At 58.5% G+C, this 20372-nt stretch carries 17 protein-coding genes; 10 read left to right on the top strand and 7 right to left on the bottom strand.

Annotated features, from left to right (window positions below; genetic code table 11):
- Nucleotides 1-28: 28 nt before the first annotated feature.
- Both D882_RS0124895 and D882_RS0124890 read right to left on the bottom strand, forming a co-directional pair.
- Nucleotides 29-346: a transcriptional regulator gene (locus D882_RS0124895; protein ID WP_027925747.1), complete on the bottom strand. Its 318-nt coding sequence runs from the start codon at nt 344-346 to the stop codon at nt 29-31.
- 170 nt (nt 347-516) lie between these two features.
- Entirely contained in the window at nt 517-753 is a 237-nt protein-coding gene (locus D882_RS0124890) for a glutaredoxin family protein (protein WP_027925746.1), read from the bottom strand.
- Nucleotides 754-960: 207 nt separating this feature from the next.
- On the opposite strand from D882_RS0124890, the gene D882_RS0124885 reads away from it, so the two are divergent.
- On the top strand, nt 961-2673 hold the full coding sequence (locus D882_RS0124885) for a monovalent cation:proton antiporter-2 (CPA2) family protein (protein WP_027925745.1): 1713 nt from the start codon (nt 961-963) through the stop codon (nt 2671-2673).
- Between the two features lies 1 nt (nt 2674).
- Here the strand turns inward: D882_RS0124885 and D882_RS0124880 are convergent, their stop codons facing one another.
- On the bottom strand, nt 2675-3883 hold the full coding sequence (locus D882_RS0124880; RefSeq protein WP_027925744.1) for an ammonium transporter: 1209 nt from the start codon (nt 3881-3883) through the stop codon (nt 2675-2677).
- A 305-nt stretch (nt 3884-4188) separates the two neighbouring features.
- On the opposite strand from D882_RS0124880, the gene D882_RS0124875 reads away from it, so the two are divergent.
- From D882_RS0124875 to D882_RS0124840, 8 genes are all read left to right on the top strand, one after another.
- Nucleotides 4189-4503: a YqjD family protein gene (locus tag D882_RS0124875; RefSeq protein WP_007943326.1), complete on the top strand. Its 315-nt coding sequence runs from the start codon at nt 4189-4191 to the stop codon at nt 4501-4503.
- A gap of 1 nt (nt 4504) precedes the next feature.
- The gene (locus D882_RS0124870) at nt 4505-4894 is read left to right on the top strand and encodes a phage holin family protein (protein WP_027925743.1); all 390 of its coding nucleotides are present in this window, start codon (nt 4505-4507) and stop codon (nt 4892-4894) included.
- Nucleotides 4891-5232: a hypothetical protein gene (locus D882_RS0124865; RefSeq protein WP_027925742.1), complete on the top strand. Its 342-nt coding sequence runs from the start codon at nt 4891-4893 to the stop codon at nt 5230-5232. The genes D882_RS0124870 and D882_RS0124865 overlap by 4 nt, the downstream gene beginning before the upstream one ends.
- A gap of 125 nt (nt 5233-5357) precedes the next feature.
- On the top strand, nt 5358-6521 hold the full coding sequence (locus D882_RS0124860) for an EAL domain-containing protein (RefSeq protein WP_027925741.1): 1164 nt from the start codon (nt 5358-5360) through the stop codon (nt 6519-6521).
- A 35-nt stretch (nt 6522-6556) separates the two neighbouring features.
- Nucleotides 6557-7885: a deoxyguanosinetriphosphate triphosphohydrolase gene (locus tag D882_RS0124855; RefSeq protein WP_027925740.1), complete on the top strand. Its 1329-nt coding sequence runs from the start codon at nt 6557-6559 to the stop codon at nt 7883-7885.
- Between the two features lie 406 nt (nt 7886-8291).
- Nucleotides 8292-8918, top strand: coding sequence for a response regulator transcription factor (locus D882_RS0124850; RefSeq protein ID WP_027925739.1), 627 nt, complete (start codon nt 8292-8294; stop codon nt 8916-8918).
- 8 nt (nt 8919-8926) lie between these two features.
- The gene (locus D882_RS0124845; protein ID WP_027925738.1) at nt 8927-12568 is read left to right on the top strand and encodes a transporter substrate-binding domain-containing protein; all 3642 of its coding nucleotides are present in this window, start codon (nt 8927-8929) and stop codon (nt 12566-12568) included.
- Between the two features lie 50 nt (nt 12569-12618).
- Nucleotides 12619-15567 carry an HD domain-containing phosphohydrolase gene (locus D882_RS0124840; RefSeq protein ID WP_027925737.1) on the top strand — a complete coding sequence of 983 codons (2949 nt, stop codon included), beginning with the start codon at nt 12619-12621 and terminating at the stop codon, nt 15565-15567.
- On the opposite strand, the gene D882_RS0124835 is transcribed toward D882_RS0124840, so the two are convergent.
- The gene (locus D882_RS0124835) at nt 15568-16050 is read right to left on the bottom strand and encodes a GAF domain-containing protein (protein ID WP_027925736.1); all 483 of its coding nucleotides are present in this window, start codon (nt 16048-16050) and stop codon (nt 15568-15570) included.
- A complete protein-coding gene (locus D882_RS0124830) occupies nt 16047-16937 on the bottom strand; it encodes an ATP-binding protein (protein ID WP_027925735.1) in 891 nt (296 codons plus the stop codon). The genes D882_RS0124835 and D882_RS0124830 overlap by 4 nt, the downstream gene beginning before the upstream one ends.
- A gap of 166 nt (nt 16938-17103) precedes the next feature.
- On the opposite strand from D882_RS0124830, the gene D882_RS0124825 reads away from it, so the two are divergent.
- Nucleotides 17104-19425, top strand: coding sequence for a response regulator (locus tag D882_RS0124825; RefSeq protein ID WP_027925734.1), 2322 nt, complete (start codon nt 17104-17106; stop codon nt 19423-19425).
- Here D882_RS0124825 and D882_RS0124820 read toward each other — a convergent pair.
- Together D882_RS0124820 and D882_RS0124815 are read right to left on the bottom strand one after the other, a co-directional pair.
- Nucleotides 19409-19870, bottom strand: coding sequence for a MarR family winged helix-turn-helix transcriptional regulator (locus D882_RS0124820; RefSeq protein ID WP_027925733.1), 462 nt, complete (start codon nt 19868-19870; stop codon nt 19409-19411). The two genes, D882_RS0124825 and D882_RS0124820, sit on opposite strands and share 17 nt — an antisense overlap.
- On the bottom strand, nt 19867-20352 hold the full coding sequence (locus D882_RS0124815) for a glutathione peroxidase (protein ID WP_027925732.1): 486 nt from the start codon (nt 20350-20352) through the stop codon (nt 19867-19869). Before D882_RS0124815 ends, D882_RS0124820 begins: the two co-directional genes overlap by 4 nt.
- Nucleotides 20353-20372 lie beyond the last annotated feature (20 nt).

The following is a 20372-nucleotide window of genomic DNA, read 5'->3' as shown; positions in this document are numbered from 1 at the left end:
TGGCCGAATCGAACCTAGCGGAGAATCCTCATGCCGGAATCTGTGTACGCGCCGCCGCTTCGGTGAATTCCTTGAGCCAGCGCAACACATCGACGGCTTCCCAGCGAGCCGGGTCGTAAAGTGCGTACAACAACCCCTGATAGCCCACGACATCCAGCTGCCGGTGGTAACCCGCACGCTGGAACAGCGCCTCGATCTCGGCAAAACAGGTGTTGAAGTGCAATTTGTTAAAAGGCGTTTTTCCTTCCGTCACCAAACCGTCCAGACGCAATTCGAGGACAGCCTCGCGCACAACATCGACCGACATCCGGTTCACGCTGTTTTTCAATTGTTCGACATTGACCACGATTCATCCCTCTCACGCCTGGAACTGCCTGCTCAAACCCGGAAACCCGGGACGTCAAGGCAGCACTCCGAATAACTGTATACGCATACAGTATCCGAAGAGCATCGGTTAAGCCAAGGGGATCAGTCGCAAAGTTCGACAGACGGGACCATCGCCAGCACAAAAACCGCTTAACGCAAGAACGCCACCACCTCGTCGGCACTGAATGGCCAACCGAGTTCCGCGCCGGTATCGACTCGTCGCAGGACCGGAATGCGCAGACTGTAGGCGGCGAACCAGGTTTCATCGTCAGCAATATCTACCAGCTCGACCAGCAGACCGTGTTCAACCAACGGCATCAGCTCGGCTTCGGCCACTTCACAGAGATGGCACCCCAGGGTGCCGAACAGCTGACATTCAGGAGGCATGAGCGCTCAACCGAAAAAATTAAGTAACTATTCTAGGCCTGCCCCGAAAAGCCGTCGAGCCGTCGAATTTTCTGCCCGACAACATGAATCGCCATGATGGCGGAATAACCCTGACGCAAATCAGGCGTCGTTTGTGCCATTTAAGCAATGCTCACGTTTTTTTTGCTTCTACGCTTGAGTAGCCAGCGTCTGTCAGCGGAGCTTTTAGTGTTTGCCAATCTCTTGATTATTCTCGTTTCCTCTCTAGTGGTCATCGCGTTGTTCCAGCGCCTGCGATTGCCCCCGGTCCTCGGCTACCTGTGCGTGGGGTTGATGATTGGCCCGACCGCGTTCAATTGGGTAGATGAGAGCGAAGGGTTGCCACACCTTGCCGAATTAGGTGTGGTGTTCTTGCTGTTCTCCCTCGGTCTTGAGTTTTCCCTGACGAAAATGATCGCACTGCGACATGTGGTGTTCGGCCTTGGCAGTTTGCAAGTGTTGGCCTGCGGACTGTTGCTGGGTGTTTTACTGATGATGTTCGGGATGCCGGTCACTCCCGCGCTGTTGCTGGGCGCGGGGCTGGCGCTGTCGTCCACGGCCATCGTCAGCAAGGAGCTGACCAGCCTTGGCGAAATTTTCAGCAGTCATGGCCAGAATGCCATCGCCGTATTGCTGTTCCAGGACGTGGTGGCCGTCTTGCTGCTGACACTGGTGCCCGTGTTCGCCGGAAACAGTGATCAGGCCTGGTATTGGGCGCTGCCCCTGACCCTGATAAAAACCGTGGTGTTGTTCGGCGGGTTGCTATTGGCCAGCCGCTGGTTGTTGCCAAGACTGTTCCATGAAGTCGCCGCCGCCCGCTCCGCCGAACTGTTTGTACTGCTGGCTCTGGTGATTGTCCTGCTGACCGCCTGGCTGACTCACTTGCTGGGGCTTTCCCCTGCCCTGGGCGCGTTTCTCGCCGGCATGCTACTGGGCGAAAGTCATTACCGGCATCAGGTCGAGGCCGATATCCGACCGTTTCGGGACATTCTGCTCGGGTTGTTTTTCGTCACCATCGGCATGCTGATCGACTTGAATCTGTTCGCCAGCCACACGCTGCTGATCCTTGGCCTGACCCTGGGATTGCTGCTGATCAAGGGAACCGTGGTGGCGCTGCTGGTCAAATGGCGTGGCAGCGATGGCGAAACCGCCTGGCGCAGCGGTCTGGCACTGGCCCAGGGAGGTGAGTTCTGCTTTGCGCTGATGGCGCAGATGCAGCAAAGCGATCTGATGCCCGCGCAACTCGGCGGCTTGCTGCTGGCTGCGACGTTCTGTTCGATGTTGGTCACGCCACTGATGCTGCGCGCGGCCCCATCCATCGCAAAACATCTGCATCGAAAATCCAACAAGGAGGCCCAACTTGAAGAGATCAGCGCGCTGAACGCGGATCTGGACAAGCATGTGGTCATCTGTGGTTACGGGCGCGTCGGCCAGTCCATCGGTCGCTGCCTGAGTCATCAGCAACAACCTTACATTGCACTGGACCACGATCCGGTCAGGGTTGAGGAAGCGGCTGTCAGCGAAAGCAGCGTGCACTATGGAGACTCGCGTCGAGGTGAATTACTGCTTGCCGTCGGACTGGCGCGTGCCAGGTTGCTGGTAATTGCGGTGGACCAACCTGACATCGCGCTGGCGATCCTCAAGGAGGCTCGCCGGATCAATTCAAGAGTGCCGATTCTGGTTCGTACCCGCGATGACAGCCAACTGGCCGAGCTGAAAGAAGCCGGCGCCAACGAAGTCGTACCCGAGTTGCTGGAGTCCAGCCTGATGCTCGCCTCCCATGCACTGATCATGCTGGGACTGCCCGCCCATCAGGTACAGGAGCGGGCCGATCAGATCCGGCATGATCGCTATCGGATGCTCCACGATTTTTATCCCGGAGCCGAAGATGCGGAAAATTGATTCAGTCCTGACTGACGGCGCCGATCTTATGCACCGACAAATCCGCACCGTAGTACTCCTCTTCCTGGCTCAAGCGCAGTCCATGAAACGCCTTGATCATTCCATACACCGCAAAACCACCAGCCAGCGCCACGACCACACCCAGCGAGGTGCCGATCAACTGGCTGATCAGACTTACACCGCCCAGGCCGCCCAACGCACTCTGGCCAAAAATGCCGCACGCGATACCGCCCCACACGCCACACAGACCGTGCAAAGGCCACACGCCCAACACATCGTCGATATGCCATTTGCCCTGCGCCGCGGTAAAGCACCAGACAAACAGCGCCCCGGCGATGGCGCCGGTCACCAGTGCGCCCACCGGGTGCATCAGGTCGGAGCCTGCGCAAATGGCCACAAGCCCGGCCAATGGGCCGTTGTGCAGAAAGCCTGGGTCGTTGCGCCCGACGATCAGCGCCGCCACGGTTCCGCCGACCATGGCCATCAACGAGTTCACTGCCACCAGTCCGCTCACGCCTTGCAGGGTCTGGGCGCTCATGACGTTGAAGCCGAACCAGCCAACAATCAGGATCCACGAGCCCAAGGCGAGGAAGGGAATGCTAGACGGAGCAAACGCCACCAGGCGGCCATCGCGATAGCGTCCTTGTCGCGGCCCGAGCAACAACACCGCCGCGAGGGCCAGCCAGCCGCCCATGGCATGCACCACCACGGAACCGGCAAAGTCATGGAAGCTGGCGCCGAATCGCGCCAGCAACCAGGCCTGCAAACCATAATTGCCGTTCCAGATCATCCCTTCGAAAAAGGGATAGATGAACGCCACGATCAGCGCGGTCGCGCACAATTGCGGGACGAACCGGGCGCGTTCGGCAATGCCGCCGGAAATGATCGCCGGGATGGCGGCTGCAAAGGTCAGCAGGAAGAAGAATTTCACCAATCCATAACCATGGTCGGCATTGATCACCGGCGCCGGTTGCAGGAACGTCACCCCGTAGGAAATCCAATAGCCTATAAAGAAGTAGGCCAGGGTCGAAATGGCGAAGTCGCTGAGAATTTTCGACAAGGCGTTGACCTGGTTCTTTTGCCGAACCGTGCCAACCTCAAGAAAGGCGAAACCGGCGTGCATGGCCAGCACCATGACCGCGCCAATGAGGATGAACAATGTATTGGAGCTATGGACCAGACTGTCCACAGCGCTTTGCAGATTTTCCATGGAATGGCAGACCTAAAGGCTAAAAAAGCACCAAAGCAGTTCACGCAGACTGCTAACGCACCAAGTTGCAGCTTATGCGGATCGAATCACTGATCCCCATGAACCGCTTTGGCGCATCAGAGCGAAATCATCGCGCGAGTTTTTATTGTTTGAGCCGAGGTTTTCCTGAAATCATGCCCGGCAACAGCGCATCGGCGCCGGCAAACGCACCACGACACAGCAAAAGTTGTACCAGTCATTTGTACTGAACCTTCGCACAAGGCTCATACTCGAACCCATCAGAAGCCACTTACGGAGATCCACCCATGGCCAGCATCAAGGCAAAGACTGCTCAAGAAATCCTGATGAACGATTTTCAGACCCTGGTCAGTGACACAGAGCGGTTGCTGGAGCACACCGCGACCCTGGCCGGCGATCAGGCAGATGAACTGCGCACCCAGATCCACGACAGTCTGTTGCGTGCCCGGGAAACCCTGAAGCTGACCGAAGACTCGTTGCGCGAACGCGGTCAGGCCGCTGTCACCGCGACCGAAGATTACGTGCAGGCCAACCCATGGCAATCGGTCGGCATCGCCGCTGGGGTAGGTTTCCTCATTGGCCTGCTAGCTTCTCGGCGCTGATATGTCTATCGGCGAATCCGGCTCGTCGGCGACGGGCACAAGCGCTTCATCGCGGCGCCTGGGTGCCGCGTTTCTCGGACTGTTGCACAGCCATGTCGAACTGTTCGGCATCGAGTTGCAGGAACAAAAAGCGCGCACCGTAAGCCTGCTGCTGTTTGCAGGCCTGGCGCTGGTCTTTGCATTGCTGTTGCTAGTGGGGTTGTCGACGCTGGTGTTGATTGTGTTTTGGGACACCTATCGCCTCGCCGCCATCATCGGGCTCTGCGTGTTCTATACCCTAGCCGCGATCTTCTGTGGATTGCGTTTGAAAGCAGCGGTCTTCGATGAGTCCTCGCCCTTCCATGGCACCCTGGAAGAATTGGCCAACGATCGGGAGCGCCTGTTGCCATGAGCCTGCCTCAACTGCCCAATAACAGCTCGCGCGCGGAAATGCGCAAGGCACTGATTCGCCTGCGCATGGAAATGCACCGTCAGGAAATCCGCCTCGAGTCCCGGGAACTGCTACAACCCTTGCAGCGGATTCGCGGAATGAAGCAAGACCTGCAGGACAGTTTTGGCATCAAGCACGCCCCGCTCTGGGGCGTGGCAGCTGTCACCTTGCTCGGCTTTCTGACCGGCAAGAGTACCCGCAACGGCGGCGCCAGCAGCCTGACTCGGCTGGTTCGTCTGGGCACCAGCCTGGGGCCCTTGATCAAGCTGGTCCTGCAAAGCAACTCGCGAAAAGACTAAATAGCCACTCTCTGGCTGCATTCTTGCAATACCACCGGGATGAGCCTCTCTATCGAGGGGTTCAATCCTGTGTGCCTATCCGGTGACCAGGTATCCAAAAACAAGACCTTAACCAAGGAGGCCTCGTGATCGACGGGCAACCGCTCGCCTGCTTTCAACCCTTCATCGATACCGCCACCGGCCGTATCGCCGGCGTCGAGGCATTGGGCCGACTGCAACAGGCCGACGGTCAACTGGCCTCGGTGGGCCCGCTTTTCGCCGACCCGAGGACACCCGCCATCGCGTTGCGGCGTCTTGATCGGCAGATCCGCGACAACGCGCTCAGTCGTTTGCATGAAGCGCCCTCGGACTGGTTTCTCAGCCTGAACATTTCCCCGCGCTGGATCAATCGCCTGCGCCCGGATCAAGCGCTGCCAAGCCTCAAGCAACTGCGCAGGCACAACGTCGACCCGCAACGCATCGTCTTCGAAATAACCGAACTGGGCGGCGACATTCAGCGCCTGGCTGACGTCGTGGCTCGCTACCGAGAGGCAGGCGCACGAATCGCCATTGATGATTTCGGCGCCGGTTATTCTCAACTCGATCGCGTACTGGCCCTGCAACCGGACATTCTCAAACTCGACATGCGCTTGTTCCAGGCGGCGGCATTGGGCGGTCCAAGCAGCGATGTGGTGAAGGCGCTGGCGCAGATGGCCGAGAAAACCGGTTGCTGGATCATTGCCGAAGGGGTGGAAACCGAAGCTCAATTGAGTTTTGCCCTGGAGTGCGGCTCCCGGTACGTGCAGGGTTTTCTGTTTGCCAAGGCACAAGCCGACTTCTTTGCCCCGGACGCTTTTGTCGAGCGCTTCGCACAGCTGCGCCAACGGTATGTTCAACAAAAACTGGCTGAGCGTGGGCGGCTGATGGTCATGCGCCAGCAACTCGGCGAGCTGATGACCCTGTTGCAGACATGGGCCCAAGCCCACGCACCGCTCAGCGCCCTGCCCCATCTGGACGCATTCCCCTGGTTGTTGCGCTTCTATCAATGCGATCGCCACGGCACGCAACTGACGCCCAACCTTGAATGGCGAAACAACGCCTGGGAATCGGACACCCGGTACCTGGGTCACAACTGGTCATGGCGTCCGTATTTCTATCACTTGTTGGCAGAGGGTTGGGACGAGCGTCGGCTTACACTTTCCAACACGTACCGCGATGCCACCAGCAACCAGTATTGCCTCACCGCCGGGCAATTTTTCGACAATGGCGAGCGACTGCTGCTCATCGACATCGACGCCGCCGGGCTCTAGGCTAAGGCATCAGTCACCTGACGGAGAGACCAGCCTTGGATTGGCAAACCCTGCTTACCCGCGAACGCCTCGGAAAGCCGCTGCACAGCCCGGAAGAACTCGGCCGCAGCCCTTTCCACAAAGACCATGACCGCATTATTTTCTCAGGTGCCTTTCGCCGGCTGGGACGCAAGACCCAAGTCCATCCGGTCACCAGTAACGATCACATCCACACGCGCCTGACCCACTCGCTGGAAGTCAGTTGCGTCGGGCGCTCGTTGGGCATGCGTGTCGGTGAAACCATCCGCAGCGCGTTGCCAGACTGGTGCGAACCGAGTGACCTGGGGATGGTGGTGCAGTCGGCTTGCCTCGCGCATGACATCGGTAATCCACCCTTCGGTCACTCCGGCGAAGACGCCATCCGTCACTGGTTCCAGCAGGCCGCAGGCCGTGGCTGGCTGGATGACATGAGCGAAGTCGAACGTAATGACTTCCTGAATTTCGAAGGCAATGCCCAAGGCTTTCGTGTGCTCACTCAATTGGAGTACCACCAGTTCGATGGTGGTACGCGGCTGACGTACGCCACGCTGGGTACTTACTTGAAGTATCCCTGGACGGCGAAGCACGCTGACTCGCTGGGCTACAAGAAGCACAAGTTCGGCTGTTATCAGAGCGAACTGCCGTTGCTGGAGCAGATCGCTCATAAACTCGGCCTGCCTCAACTGGAGGAGCAGCGCTGGGCACGCCATCCATTGGTGTACCTGATGGAAGCCGCCGATGACATCTGCTACGCGCTGATCGACCTGGAAGACGGCCTGGAAATGGAGTTGCTGGAGTACGCCGAAGTCGAGTCGTTACTGCTCAATCTGGTGGGCGACGATCTTCCGGAAACCTATCGCCAATTGGGCCCGCTGGACTCGCGCCGACGCAAGCTGGCCATCCTGCGGGGCAAAGCCATCGAACACCTGACCAATGCAGCGGCCCGGGCCTTCGTCGAACAACAGGACGCCCTGCTGGCCGGTACACTGCCCGGCGATCTGGTGGAGCACATGCATGGCCCGGCCAAGCGCTGTGTCCTGAATGCCAAAGACATGGCCAGGAAAAAAATCTTCCAGGACAAGCGCAAGACACTGCATGAAATCGGCGCCTACACCACGCTGGAGATTCTACTGAACGCTTTCTGCGGCGCGGCACTGGAACAACACAATGGTCGAACGCCGTCGTTCAAAAGTCGCCGCATCCTCGACTTGTTGGGCAACAATGCACCCGATCCTCGCGGGCCTTTGCACACTTCATTCCTGCGGATGATCGACTTCATCGCCGGCATGACCGACAGCTATGCCAGTGAAATGGCCCTGGAAATGACCGGTCGCTCAAGCCGCTGACGCCCCCGCCCCGACCCGCTGTTCAGATTGTCCGAACGCGGGTCGAGTGCTGGAATGATCAGGCAATACATTCGAGTAGTCTGACATCCGGCGAAACTGGACACACTTAAAGCTGCCGACCAACAGATCTACCGCTGCCTGGTTACTTGATAAAATCATTGAAACAATCAGACGTTATAAACTTATTGACCCTGACATCTTCCTAAAAACCTATCACTCAACAATCAACTTACTACATACAACACTTCTCTTGATCCTCATTCAAATCCGAACTGGAACGTAGTCCCATTCCTCTTCAATTGTAGGACTTGTCCTATATCACTGCTATCGACCTGTCAGTTCATGCGCCCCCTCAACTATCTGAGCTAAGGTGCGCGCTTTATTTGAGCTCGCATGGGATCTGATTATGAACTCCGTTTTTATTGTCGACGATCACCCCGTTATCCGTCTTGCCGTCCGAATGTTGCTCGAACATGAAGGTTATAAAGTCGTCGGCGAAACGGATAACGGGGTCGACGCCATGCAGATGGTCCGCGAATGCATGCCAGACCTGGTTATTCTCGACATCAGCATTCCCAAACTGGATGGACTGGAAGTTCTATCCCGTTTTAATGCCATGTGTACTCCGTTAAAAACCCTGGTTTTAACGGCCCAGTGCCCGACCTTGTTCGGTATTCGTTGCATGCAGTCCGGCGCGTCGGGATATGTCTGCAAACAGGAAGACCTGAGTGAGCTGGTCAGTGCAATCAAAGCGGTGCTTTCCGGTTACAACTACTTCCCCAGCCAGGCGCTGAACCCCGTCCGTAGCGATGACACGCGATATGCCGACCTGGAGCTATTCAAGTCAGTCAACGACCGGGAATTGATGGTATTGCAACTGTTTGCACAAGGCCGCACCAACAAGGAAATTGCCAAGGGCATGTTCCTGAGCAACAAGACCGTCAGCACCTATAAAAAACGCTTGATGCAAAAACTCAAAGCCAAATCACTGGTTGAACTTATCGATATGGCAAAACGCAACGCCTTAGTGTGAGAGACCGGATGCCCAGTCGTTTAAAGGATTATCTGATACTGATCACTGCCGGCTTGTGCCTGAGCACCTCAGTGTCTGCGACACACTCCGCCAGCGAGCATTACACCCTGCTCAGTCGCTCAATGGTCGGGCACATGGAAGTACAACTGGATAAATCACAGCGACAATGGATCAAAAACAAACGCGAATTGATTCTGGGTAGCTCAGCCCCCGATTACCCGCCTTTCGACCTGACCAGCAGCGGCAGCGACTATGAAGGCTTCACCGCTGATTACGCCGGCATCCTTGGCAAGGCGACCGGCCTGCCAGTCAAGGTTCAGCGCTACGCATCCCGGGAAGATGCCATCAAGGCGCTAGAAAACGGTGAGGTCGACATGCTCGGCAGCGCCAACGGATTTGAGGCCCGTAACGCCGATATTGTGCTGTCGACACCTTACGCCGCGGACCAACCGGTTCTGGTGACACGCGAAGGAGAAACCCGATCCCTGTCCGATGGACTGGCCGGATTGCGGTTGAGCATGGTGTACCACTATTTACCGATGGAAGAAGTCAAAGCCCTGTATCCAAAGGCGATCATCACGGCCTACCCGTCTTACCAGAATGCAATTAACGCGGTTGCGTTCGACCAGGCGGACGTCTTTCTCGGTGACACCATTTCGACCCACTACCTGATCAACAAGGGTTACCTGAACAACGTCCGGATGGCCAACTTCGGTAAACACGAAGTCCACGGCTTCAGTTTTGCCGTGCACCGCAACAACCCGGAACTGCTTGGGATCATCAACACGATACTGAATGCCACACCCACCCATTCGCGGGAAGAGATTGCCAAACGCTGGAGTGCAGGCAGTGACATTCTTCTCACCGATCACAAACTGCAACTTACCACTCGCGAAGAACGCTGGCTGGCGCAACATCCGGTGGTTCGCGTGGTGGTCAATGAAGCGTTTGCGCCGCTGACATTTTTCGATAACGACGGCAACTTTCGAGGTGTCGCTGCCGATCTGCTCGAACTGATCAGGTTGCGCACCGGTTTGCGCTTCGAGATCCAACGCAGCCGAAGTGATGACGAGATGATTGATCGTATCGGTCAGCATCAGACCGACCTGATTGCCGCCCTGCTGCCCAGCGCACACCGTGAAACGCTGCTGAATTTCAGCCGCCCTTATCTGGAAAACTCTTTTGTCCTGCTGACGCGCAAAGTGGCCGGCAGTCCGAACGACCTCACACAGTTTTCGGGTAAACGCCTGACGATTGCCCAGGGTAATCCGATGGTGGATTACCTGCGTCTCGAGTTCCCGAACCTCACTCTGATCGAAACCCCCGACACCTTCAGTGCCGTGCAACTGGTGTCAGAGGGCAAGGCTGAAGGCTCCGTAACCTCGCTGGTGATTGCGAACTACTTCATCTCATCCAGAGTCTTCGAGCAGACGCTTCAGATCAGTTCCACCGTTGGCACGCAACAGGCTGCGTTTTCCCTCGCAACCGGACGCGACGCCAAAGAACTGAGCGCCATCCTCGACAAGGCGTTGCTGAGCATTACCCCGCAAGAACTGGGCATTATCAACAGCCGCTGGCGGGGTTACGCCTCGACATCGCAAAACACCTGGCGCAACTACCACCGGGTGTTCTATCAGGTGGTGCTGGGGGTTGGCCTGCTACTGCTGATGTCTGTTGCCTGGAACGCTTACATGCGTCGTCAGATCAAACAGCGTCAGGCGGCTGAACTCGCATTGAATGACCAACTTGAGTTCATGCGATCGCTGGTCAACGGCACGCCGCATCCGATCTACGTGCGGGACCGTCAGGGGGTGCTGCAAAGCTGCAACGACAGTTACCTGGAAGCCTTCAGCGCAAAGTACGAAGACGTGATCGGTAAAAGTGTCATTCAAGGCAACTTGAGCAACGCGTTCGAGGCACGGGAGTTTGAGTCTGACTATCAGCGAGTCGTAAACGAAGGTGCACCGTTGATTCTCGATCGCACGTTGCAAATCGGCAGTCGCAAACTGACGATTTACCACTGGGTGTTGCCTTACCGGGACTCGAAGGGTGAAGTACAGGGCATCATTGGTGGCTGGATTGACATCAGCGAGCGGCGACAACTGTTTGATGACCTTCGAGCCGCCAAGGAACGCGCCGATGAAGCGAACAGAGCCAAAAGCACTTTTCTGGCGACCATGAGCCATGAGATTCGCACCCCGATGAATGCAATCATCGGCATGCTGGAGCTGACCCTCAAACGAATCGAACCCGCTCATCCGGACCGACCCGCCATCGACGTCGCATACCACTCGGCGAAGGACCTGCTGGAACTGATCGGGGACATTCTCGATATTGCGCGCATCGAATCCGGGCATTTGAGCCTGAATCCGGAGCGCGTCCATCTGGGTGAAACGGTAGCGTCGGTGGTGAGGATCTTCGACGGCCTCGCCCGACAGAAACACCTGCATCTGTTACTGGACTTGAGCCCCGCCCATCCGCCACCCGATGTGTTGCTGGACCCGATGCGCTTCAAGCAGGTGCTTTCCAATCTGGTCAGCAACGCCATCAAGTTTACCGAACAGGGTCAGGTGCGGATTGTGGTGGAGTGGCAGGCCACAGACGAGCCCGAGCGGGTTTTGTTGCGCGTGCAGGTTCAGGACAGCGGAATCGGCATCAGCGAGCAGGATCAACAGCGTTTGTTCGAGCCATTCACTCAGGCAACCCACAGCGCGCAGTCGACCCGAGGAGGCGCCGGGTTAGGCCTGGTGATCAGCCGTACGCTGTGCGAGATGATGGGCGGCAGTCTGCAGTTGCGTAGCCAGGTCGGAGCCGGTACGCAGGTCGAGATAGCGCTGCACCTGACGACATTGCCGCCAGACCTGAGACCGAAAACCGTCGAAGCGACTGTTCACCCTACCTCAACTCCGTTGAACGTCCTGGTGGTCGACGATCACCCGGCCAATCGCTTGCTCATGTGCCAGCAACTGGAGTTTTTGGGGCACCACCACTGCGCTGAAACGGATGGCGAAACCGGGTTCGAGGCATGGAAGCACGGGCTGTTCGATCTGGTGATTGTCGATTGCAACATGCCGGTCATGAATGGCTACGAACTGGCCCGCCTGATTCGCCAATACGAACAGCAACAGTCGCGCGAGGCGTGCACCCTGCTGGGCTTCACCGCCAACGCACAACCGCAAGAAGTACAACGCTGCAAACACGCGGGGATGGACGACTGCCTGTTCAAGCCCCTCAGCCTCGCGGCCTTGAGACTGTGGATTGAACGCGTCAAACCGATCGCCCGCCCCGCATTCAGCCTCGAAGGACTGCAGCTGCTCACCGGCGGCAATCCAAAGCTGGATCAACGTTTGTTGCTCGAAGTGCTGAACAGCAATCGTCTGGACCGCCAGGAATTGCTGGATTTGTCCCCCTGCAAAGACCCCCAGTCATTCCTCGATATCGCTCACAAAATCAAGGGGGCGGCGCGCATCGTCCAGGCGAGTCGATTGATCGACAGCTGCGAAGCGCTCGAAAGCGCCTGCCGTGAAGCGTTCCACCCCGAAAACGTAGCCGACTGCACCCAAGCCATCAAGCACGCCATGCTCGAGCTGGAGCACGCCTTGCAACAACAAATAGGGCACAACGACAGGAGCAGAACGATGGAGCCTTAACTATGCTTGGACGGCTGAGCAGTGTGTTAACCATCACGGAGAGACCAGTAATGTCCAACCCACTGCGCCCCGATCCACGCAGGTTTCCGCTGCACGTCCATATCAGCGTGATGTTTACCTTCCTGCTGCTACTCACGGGCGTGGTGCTGGGCATTTTCAATTACCGGCAAACCACGCAGATCATCTTGTCCAGCAGTGAAAAACTGTTCAACCGCATCGAACAGGATGTCCGGCTGGATCTGCAGGGCACTTATGAACCGATTCGCCATCTGTTGAGCCTGCTGGCGGACAACCCGGCGACCGAGGCGTCCGCGCTGGAGCAACGGCTCGCGCTGCTGAAACCCTTTAGCCAGTCGCTCAAAGACAATCCCAACCTGGCCTCGCTGTACCTGGGATACGGCAATGGCGACTTTTTCATGGTACGCCCCCTGCGCACCCCCGCCCTGAGAACGCTCACCAATGCCCCGGAGAATGCAGCCTATCAGGTCTGGAGCATTGAACACCCTTCCGGTGCCGGGAAGGTGCGGTCCCAGTCGTTGTTTTTTGATCAAAACCTGGCGCTCGTCAGCCGCCAGGATAACCCTGAAGAAACCTACGATCCGCGCACACGCGCCTGGTTTACCAGTGCTCGCAGCGATGAGGGCCAGATCACCACCGAACCCTATGTCTTTTTCTCCACTCACCATGTCGGGACGACGCTAGCCCGGCGCAGCGGCGAAAATGCGGTGATGGGCGCCGACCTGACCCTCGCCGAACTGTCGGCGACGCTGGCCAAACATGTGGTGACCCCGCATACCGAAATCGTGCTGTTCGATGCCGAGGGCAATGCCGTTGCCTATCCCGACAGCAGCCGTCTGATCGTCGACGACCAGACCGCACGCTTGATCAAGGCGGCCGATCTGAATCCGGCACTCGGTGCCCTGCTCACCCATCCGTCCGAGGGAAATCGCCTGGACGCCGCCGGTCGCGAATGGATTGTGGCCCGCAGCAGCATGCAGGAAGGCGGGCCGCAAGGATTGCAGTTGGCGCTGTTAGTGCCCGAAGATGAATTACTGGTCGATGCCTACCGCATGCGCTGGCAAGGGGCGTTGATCACGCTGGCAACGTTGTTGCTGTGCCTGCCGCTGGGGTGGCTCACCTCCAGAATTCTGGTCAAACCCTTACGTTCACTCGTGCAAGAAGCCGATGCGATCCGCAGTTTCAACTTCAACTTTCCCGTCAGCCGACGCTCCCCCGTGCTGGAAGTCGACCAACTGAGCGTGTCGATGACGCGCATGAAGGACACCCTCGCGAGCTTTTTCCAGATCTCTGACAGCTTGAGCGCCGAGACTCGTTTCGCCCCGTTGCTGCAACGGGTGCTGTTCGAAACCGTGAAGATCGGGCAGGCCCAGGCGGGCCTGATTTACCTGCGCGAGCAGGACGGCGACCGCATGGAGCCCCACGGTCTGGTGATCAACGAGACCTCTCAGGCGTTGTCGACGTTTGGTATTCAAGGTTACGAACTCCAGGGTTCACAGAGCCCTCAGTGGATGCAGCAGTTGTCCAGCGCCGACAATGTGGTCACCAGCCTGGGCTTCGAAAACGCAGCCGATCTGCAAAAGGTGCTGCTGGCGCTGGAATGTCCACGGGTTCACCTGATCGGTATCCGGCTGCACAATCGGCATAACGAAACCGTCGGCCTGCTGGTCCTTTTGCTGGCCGACAGCGGCGCACAAAGCGACCTGGAAAAGCTGCGCCCGGACCGTATCGCGTTTCTCCAGGCTGTGTCTGGCGCGGCGGCGGTAAGTATTGAAAGCCAGCGTTTGCAAGCCAGGCAGAAGCAGCTGCTGGACTCTTTCATTCAACTGCTGGCTGGCGCCATCGATGCCAAAAGCCCTTACACCGGCGGGCATTGTCAGAGAGTGCCGGAATTGACACTGATGCTCGCCGAGGCTGCCGCGGCCAGTCAGGAGCCAGCCTTCAGCGGTTATCACCCGACGGAAGATGAATGGGAAGCCCTGCACATCGCGGCGTGGCTGCATGACTGCGGCAAGGTCACCACCCCGGAATATGTGGTTGATAAAGCCACCAAGCTTGAAACCCTGAACGACCGCATCCACGAAATCCGCACGCGTTTCGAGGTGCTCAAGCGCGATGCCTGGATCAACTACTGGCAGGCCATCGCCCAGGGCGGTGACGAACGTCAGCTGGCGGAATTACGCAATGCGAGCCTGGCGGGGCTGGACGATGATTTCGCGTTCGTCGCCCACTGCAATCTGGGCGGCGAGGCCATGGCCGAAGCCGACCTGCAACGCTTGCGCGGCATTGCTCAACGCACCTGGACTCGTACGCTGGATGATCGACTTGGGGTTTCATGGGAAGAGAATCGCCGCCAGGCACGCACACCGGCCCCGACGCTGCCGGTCAGCGAACCCTTGTTGGCGGACAAACCCGAACACCTGCTCGAACGTGCCGAAAACGAGCTGATTCCGGCTGACAATCCGTGGGGTTTCAAGCTCGATGTACCGCCGTACAAATACAACCGGGGCGAACTCTATAACCTGAGCATCACCCGAGGCACGCTGACTCGCGAGGAGCGCTACATCATCAATCATCACATGGTGCAGACGATCCTGATGCTCAGTCGCCTGCCCTTCCCCAGCCACCTCGACAACGTCGCGGAAATCGCCGGCGGTCATCACGAGAAAATGGACGGTACCGGTTATCCCAAACAGTTGAAGCGCGAAGAAATGAGCCTGCCGGCGCGCATGATGGCGATTGCCGATATCTTCGAAGCGCTGACCGCCGCCGATCGCCCGTACAAGAAGGCCAAAACCTTGAGCGAGGCCTTGGGCATCATGGCCAACATGTGCCGTGACGCCCACATTGACCCGGAACTGTTCGGGCTGTTCGTCCAGGCGCGCATTTATCTGCAGTACGCAGAACGATTCCTCGATCCGCAGCAGATTGACGCCGTCGACCCGACCAGCCTGCTGGTCAAGGCAGGCTTGAGTGCTTGATCAGCAATCGGTCAGGCGCAGGAAAATCGCCGCCAGGCGCTCGATACCGGCCTGATCTTCTGCGGTAAACCGCGCCAGTTTCGGGCTGTCGAGGTCGAGCACGCCGATCAGTCGACCGTCCTTGACCAGCGGCACAACCAGTTCGCTGTTCGATGCGCTGTCGCACGCGATATGTCCGGGAAAAGCATGCACGTCTTCAACCAATTGAGTCTGCAAGGTCGACGCTGCCGTCCCGCACACACCGCGGCCGAACGGAATCCGCACGCAGGCGATTTGCCCCTGGAACGGACCGAGTACCAGTTCTTCGTTGCGGTTGAGGTAGAAGCCGGCCCAGTTCAAATCGTCGAGCTGGTTGAACAGGAACGCCGAGAACTGTGCAGCGTTGGCAATGAAATCACGCTCGTCCGCCAGCAACGATTCCAGCTGCGCCCACAACATGCCGTAACCATCCAGCCCTTGGCCGCTCTTCTGTAAATCAATCATGCTTTGTGCTCCAACAGCTTGAGCCCGACCCAATAGCGGGCAAATTGATAAGCGCAACGTCCATTGCGATTGCCTCGGCCTCCTGCCCAACGCACCGCGAGGATGTCCAGCTCGTCGTCACGCTGCCACTCAAGCCCGGCCTTGCCGGCCAGTTGACCGATCCAGTGTTCGACGACGTTGAGGAAATGTTCCTGAGTAAACGGATAAAACGACAGCCACAGGCCGAAGCGGTCCGACAGCGCGATCTTGTCTTCCACCGCCTCGCTGGGGTGCAGTTCACCGTCGACGCGTTTCCAGTTTTCGTTATCGCTTTCCTTTTCCGGCACCAGGTGACGGCGGTTGGACGTGGCGTACAGCAGAACGTTGTCCGGTGCTTGTTCGAGGGAGCCGTCGAGCACGCTCTTGAGTACGCGATAATCGCCCTCGCCCGCCTCGAACGACAGGTCATCGCAGAACAGCACAAAGCGCTGCGACAACTTGGCGATTTGCTCGACCACACGCGGCAGGTCCGCCAGGTGATCGCGCTCGATCTCGATCAGGCGCAAACCGGCCTGGGCGTGTTCGGCCAGCAAGGCCCGCACCAGCGACGATTTACCGGTGCCGCGCGAGCCCCAGAGCAACGCGTGGTTGGCCGGCATGCCGTCGAGGAACTGTTGGGTATTTCGCCCCAGTTGCTCCAGTTGCCGGTCGACGCCGATCAGGTCAGACAGGCGCATGTCGAGGCTGACGTGCAGCGGCAGCAGAAAACCGCTGCGCCCCTCGCGTTGCCAGCGTGCGGCCAGGCATTGATTCCAGTCGATGGCTTGCCGAGGTGCGGGCAGCAGCGGCTCGATACGGGCCAAAACAGCATCGGCGCGTTCAAGAAAAGCATTCAATCGGGCGTCCACGTCTTCTCCTCGGGCACATTCACAGTGATGATGGCGATACAGCGACGAATACACAGCGTTCAGTGCCCGGTTCATCCCCTGCTCAGGGGTTCGCGAGAACATCGGAATCCATGCATGATCGACTATGCTTGAGCAGCGAAAGGAAACGGAAGTGGTTCAACACCCCATGGACATCAAATTCACCCACCGGCTGTCATACAAGCAAGCCAGGCTTACTGTGCTGGTCGGTTTCATTCTGGGCACGCTGCTCAGCCTGCTGCAAATAGGCATCGATTATGCCAGCGAAGACGCCTCCATCAACCGCGAAATACTGTCTTTGCTGGAAATCAGCCACAACCCTGCCTCGCGCATCGCCTACAACATCGACGCCGAACTCGCCCAGGAACTGACCATGGGCCTGGTGCGCTCACCGGCGATCCTCAGCGCGAAACTGACCGACAACAACAATACCGTGCTGGCCAGCGTCAAACGCCCAAGCGCGCAAAGTGGCTATCGAGTCATCAGCGATTTCCTGTTCGGCGCCAATCGGCAGTTCGAAGACCGTCTGTTTCTCGATCACCTGCCCAACGAATCGCTCGGGACCTTGCAACTGGAAGTCGACACCTACGCCTTCGGCAGCCGCTTCCTGCGCCGGGCCGAAGTGACGTTGCTCAACGGCTTCGCCCGAAGCCTGATCCTGACAGGCATTCTGCTGGCGCTGTTCTACGTGATGCTGACCAAGCCCCTGGTGCGGGTCATCCGCGAACTCAGTGGCCGCGATCCGCGCAGTGCGCAGCCGACCTGGCTGGAATACCCGGCGGGGCATGAAAACGATGAAATCGGTGTGCTGGTCAAAGTCGCCAACCAACAATTCGAAAACATCGCCACCGAGATCCAGCAACGACGCAACGCCGAAAACCGTCTGACCGACTACCTCAGTCAACTGGAAAACATCGTTTCGGCACGCACGGCCGAACTCAAGGCGATCAATGCCCGGCTCAGCCAATCCAATCAGGAACTTGAAGTCGCGCGCACCACGGCCATCGAGATGGCTGAAGCACGCTCGGTCTTTCTGGCCAACATGAGCCATGAAATCCGCACCCCTCTCAATGGTCTGTTGGGAATGATCGCGCTGTCGCTGGACGGCCCGCTCACGGCCGAACAGCAGCAACAACTGTCGATCGCCCACGACTCGGGCAAAGTGCTGGTGGAGCTGCTCAACGATATTCTCGACCTGTCGAAATTCGATGCCGGGCAACTGGAACTCGAACACATTCCGTTCGACCTTGGCGCGCTGGTTGAAGACACCGCCAACCTGCTCTCCCAGAATGCGGCGCCGAGCGTGGAGTTGACGTGCCTGATCGATCCACAATTTCCGGCACTGGTGCTGGGGGACCCGACCCGGGTGCGGCAGATCGTCAGCAACCTGTTGTCCAATGCGCTCAAGTTCACTCGCTTCGGTCGGGTCGATTTGCGTCTGTCTGCCTTCGAAGAGGGGGTCAGAATCGAAGTCTGCGACACCGGCATCGGGATCGCCCACGATGCCCAGGTCAAGATCTTCCAGCCCTTTACCCAGGCCGGCGCCGGTATTACCCGGCAGTTCGGCGGTACAGGGCTGGGCCTGGCCCTGACCTATAACCTCTGCGAAGCCATGCAGGGACGCCTGACGATCAGCTCGGAAGCCGGTTTTGGCAGTCAGTTCTGCGCCGAGCTGCCGCTCTCCGCTCACACTCGCGCCGTATCCCCGGCACCGCTGTCCGGCAAGATCATTGCGATCACCGCGGCCAGCAGCGGTCTGGCCGAGCTGCTGAAAACCCTGCTGCCGGCGTGGGGACTCGACTATCAACAGCGTTCCATCGATGACTCGCTGCTCGGACTTGAACCTGATGTCTTGATCACCGACTGCCCCGAATGCCTGTTTGGCCTGCGCCCCACCCTTGACGCGCCGATTCTGCTGGTGACCGCTTATGGCAACTTCATGCCCAGCGAACAGGCGAGTGCCCTCGCGCCCTTGCAGCAACAGGCACGGCCGCTGGCACGCAATGCGCTGTACCAGACCTTGCGGCGGATCTTGCAGCCAGAAACCACGATGATCAATGGCGCGCGGATCGAAGCCCTTCCCCACCAGCGGCGCGGACGGGTATTGCTGGTCGAGGACAACCCGGTCAATCAATTGGTCGCCAAAGGCATGCTCGGCAAATTGGGCTGCGAGGTCATCGTCGCCGCTCATGGGGCCGAAGCGCTGGATCAACTGGAGCAAAGCGACTTCGATCTGGTGCTGATGGACTGCAACATGCCGGTGATGGACGGCTACGAAGCCAGCCGGCAAATTCGTCGCAGCGGACGCTGGCCGCAACTGCCCATCGTCGCGCTGACCGCCAACGCCATGTCCGAGGAACGCGAACGCTGCCGCGCGGCGGGCATGAGCGACTACCTGGCCAAGCCTTTCCGCCGAGAAGAACTGGCCGCGCTGCTTGATCTATGGGTTCCAGCTACGACAGTGCCTTGATCTGCCCCAGCAAATGATCGAGACCATTACGCAGATCACTCAGGCGATCCAGATCCACCCCGCTGTCGCACAACAGGCGCGCCTTGAGCGGGCCGACCTGATCACGCAGCGCCTTGCCGGCCGGTGACAGGCTCAGGTGCACCTCACGCTCATCGCGAGCCGAACGCTGGCGCTGCACCAGTTGCAGTTGCTCAAGTCGCTTGAGCAACGGCGTCAGGGTGCCGGAATCCAGCGCCAGACGTTCGCCCAGCGCCTTGACCGTCGGTTGCTCAGGAGCGGCCTCCTGCCATTCCCACAACACCAGCATGACCAGGTATTGCGGATAGGTCAGGCCGAGCTGGTCGAGCATCGGCTTGTAGGCTCGAATCACCGCACGGGAAGCGGCGTACAGCTTGAAGCAGAGCTGACTGTCGAGCTTCAGCGAATCGACTGACAGGCTATTCATTTGAGCAGGGCTTCAATCTCGCGGCTCAGGTCCTGCGGTTTGGTCGCCGGGGCAAAGCGCTTGACCAACTGACCGTCCTTGCCGATCAGGAACTTGGTGAAGTTCCACTTGATGCCCTGCGAACCCAGCACACCCGGTGCGCGCTTTTTGAGCTGAACGAACAACGGATGCGCACCGGCACCGTTGACGTCGACTTTCTTGAACAGCGGGAAGCTGACTCCGAAATTCAATTCGCAGAATTCGGAAATGGCGCCTTCATTGCCGGGTTCCTGCTTGCCGAACTGGTTGCACGGAAAGCCGAGCACCACCAACCCTTGGTCCTTGTAGGTCTGCCACAACTCTTCCAGACCTTTGTATTGCGGGGTGAAGCCGCACTTGCTGGCGGTATTGACCACGAGTACGGCCTTGCCGGCGTAATCGGCCAAGGTCTTTTGCTCACCCTTGATGGTGGTGCACGGGATGCTCAGCAGGTTGTCGGTCATGACTTGCACTCTTGATGAAA

The sequence above is a fragment of the Pseudomonas sp. URMO17WK12:I12 genome (assembly GCF_000514395.1).
Taxonomy (GTDB): Bacteria; Pseudomonadota; Gammaproteobacteria; order Pseudomonadales; family Pseudomonadaceae; genus Aquipseudomonas; species Aquipseudomonas mucoides.
The sequence above is the reverse complement of the archived record's forward strand: the minus strand, read 5'-3'. Positions and strand labels throughout refer to the sequence as shown.

Coding starts and splice junctions, on each gene's coding strand:
- D882_RS0124890 (WP_027925746.1), bottom strand. CDS start 753: ATGCCTCCTGAATGTCAGCTGTTCGGCACCCTGGGGTGCCATCTCTGT.
- D882_RS0124880 (WP_027925744.1), bottom strand. CDS start 3,883: ATGGAAAATCTGCAAAGCGCTGTGGACAGTCTGGTCCATAGCTCCAAT.
- D882_RS0124875 (WP_007943326.1), top strand. CDS start 4,189: ATGGCCAGCATCAAGGCAAAGACTGCTCAAGAAATCCTGATGAACGAT.
- D882_RS0124870 (WP_027925743.1), top strand. CDS start 4,505: ATGTCTATCGGCGAATCCGGCTCGTCGGCGACGGGCACAAGCGCTTCA.
- D882_RS0124865 (WP_027925742.1), top strand. CDS start 4,891: ATGAGCCTGCCTCAACTGCCCAATAACAGCTCGCGCGCGGAAATGCGC.
- D882_RS0124850 (WP_027925739.1), top strand. CDS start 8,292: ATGAACTCCGTTTTTATTGTCGACGATCACCCCGTTATCCGTCTTGCC.
- D882_RS0124845 (WP_027925738.1), top strand. CDS start 8,927: ATGCCCAGTCGTTTAAAGGATTATCTGATACTGATCACTGCCGGCTTG.
- D882_RS0124840 (WP_027925737.1), top strand. CDS start 12,619: ATGTCCAACCCACTGCGCCCCGATCCACGCAGGTTTCCGCTGCACGTC.
- D882_RS0124835 (WP_027925736.1), bottom strand. CDS start 16,050: ATGATTGATTTACAGAAGAGCGGCCAAGGGCTGGATGGTTACGGCATG.
- D882_RS0124825 (WP_027925734.1), top strand. CDS start 17,104: ATGGACATCAAATTCACCCACCGGCTGTCATACAAGCAAGCCAGGCTT.
- D882_RS0124820 (WP_027925733.1), bottom strand. CDS start 19,870: ATGAATAGCCTGTCAGTCGATTCGCTGAAGCTCGACAGTCAGCTCTGC.
- D882_RS0124815 (WP_027925732.1), bottom strand. CDS start 20,352: ATGACCGACAACCTGCTGAGCATCCCGTGCACCACCATCAAGGGTGAG.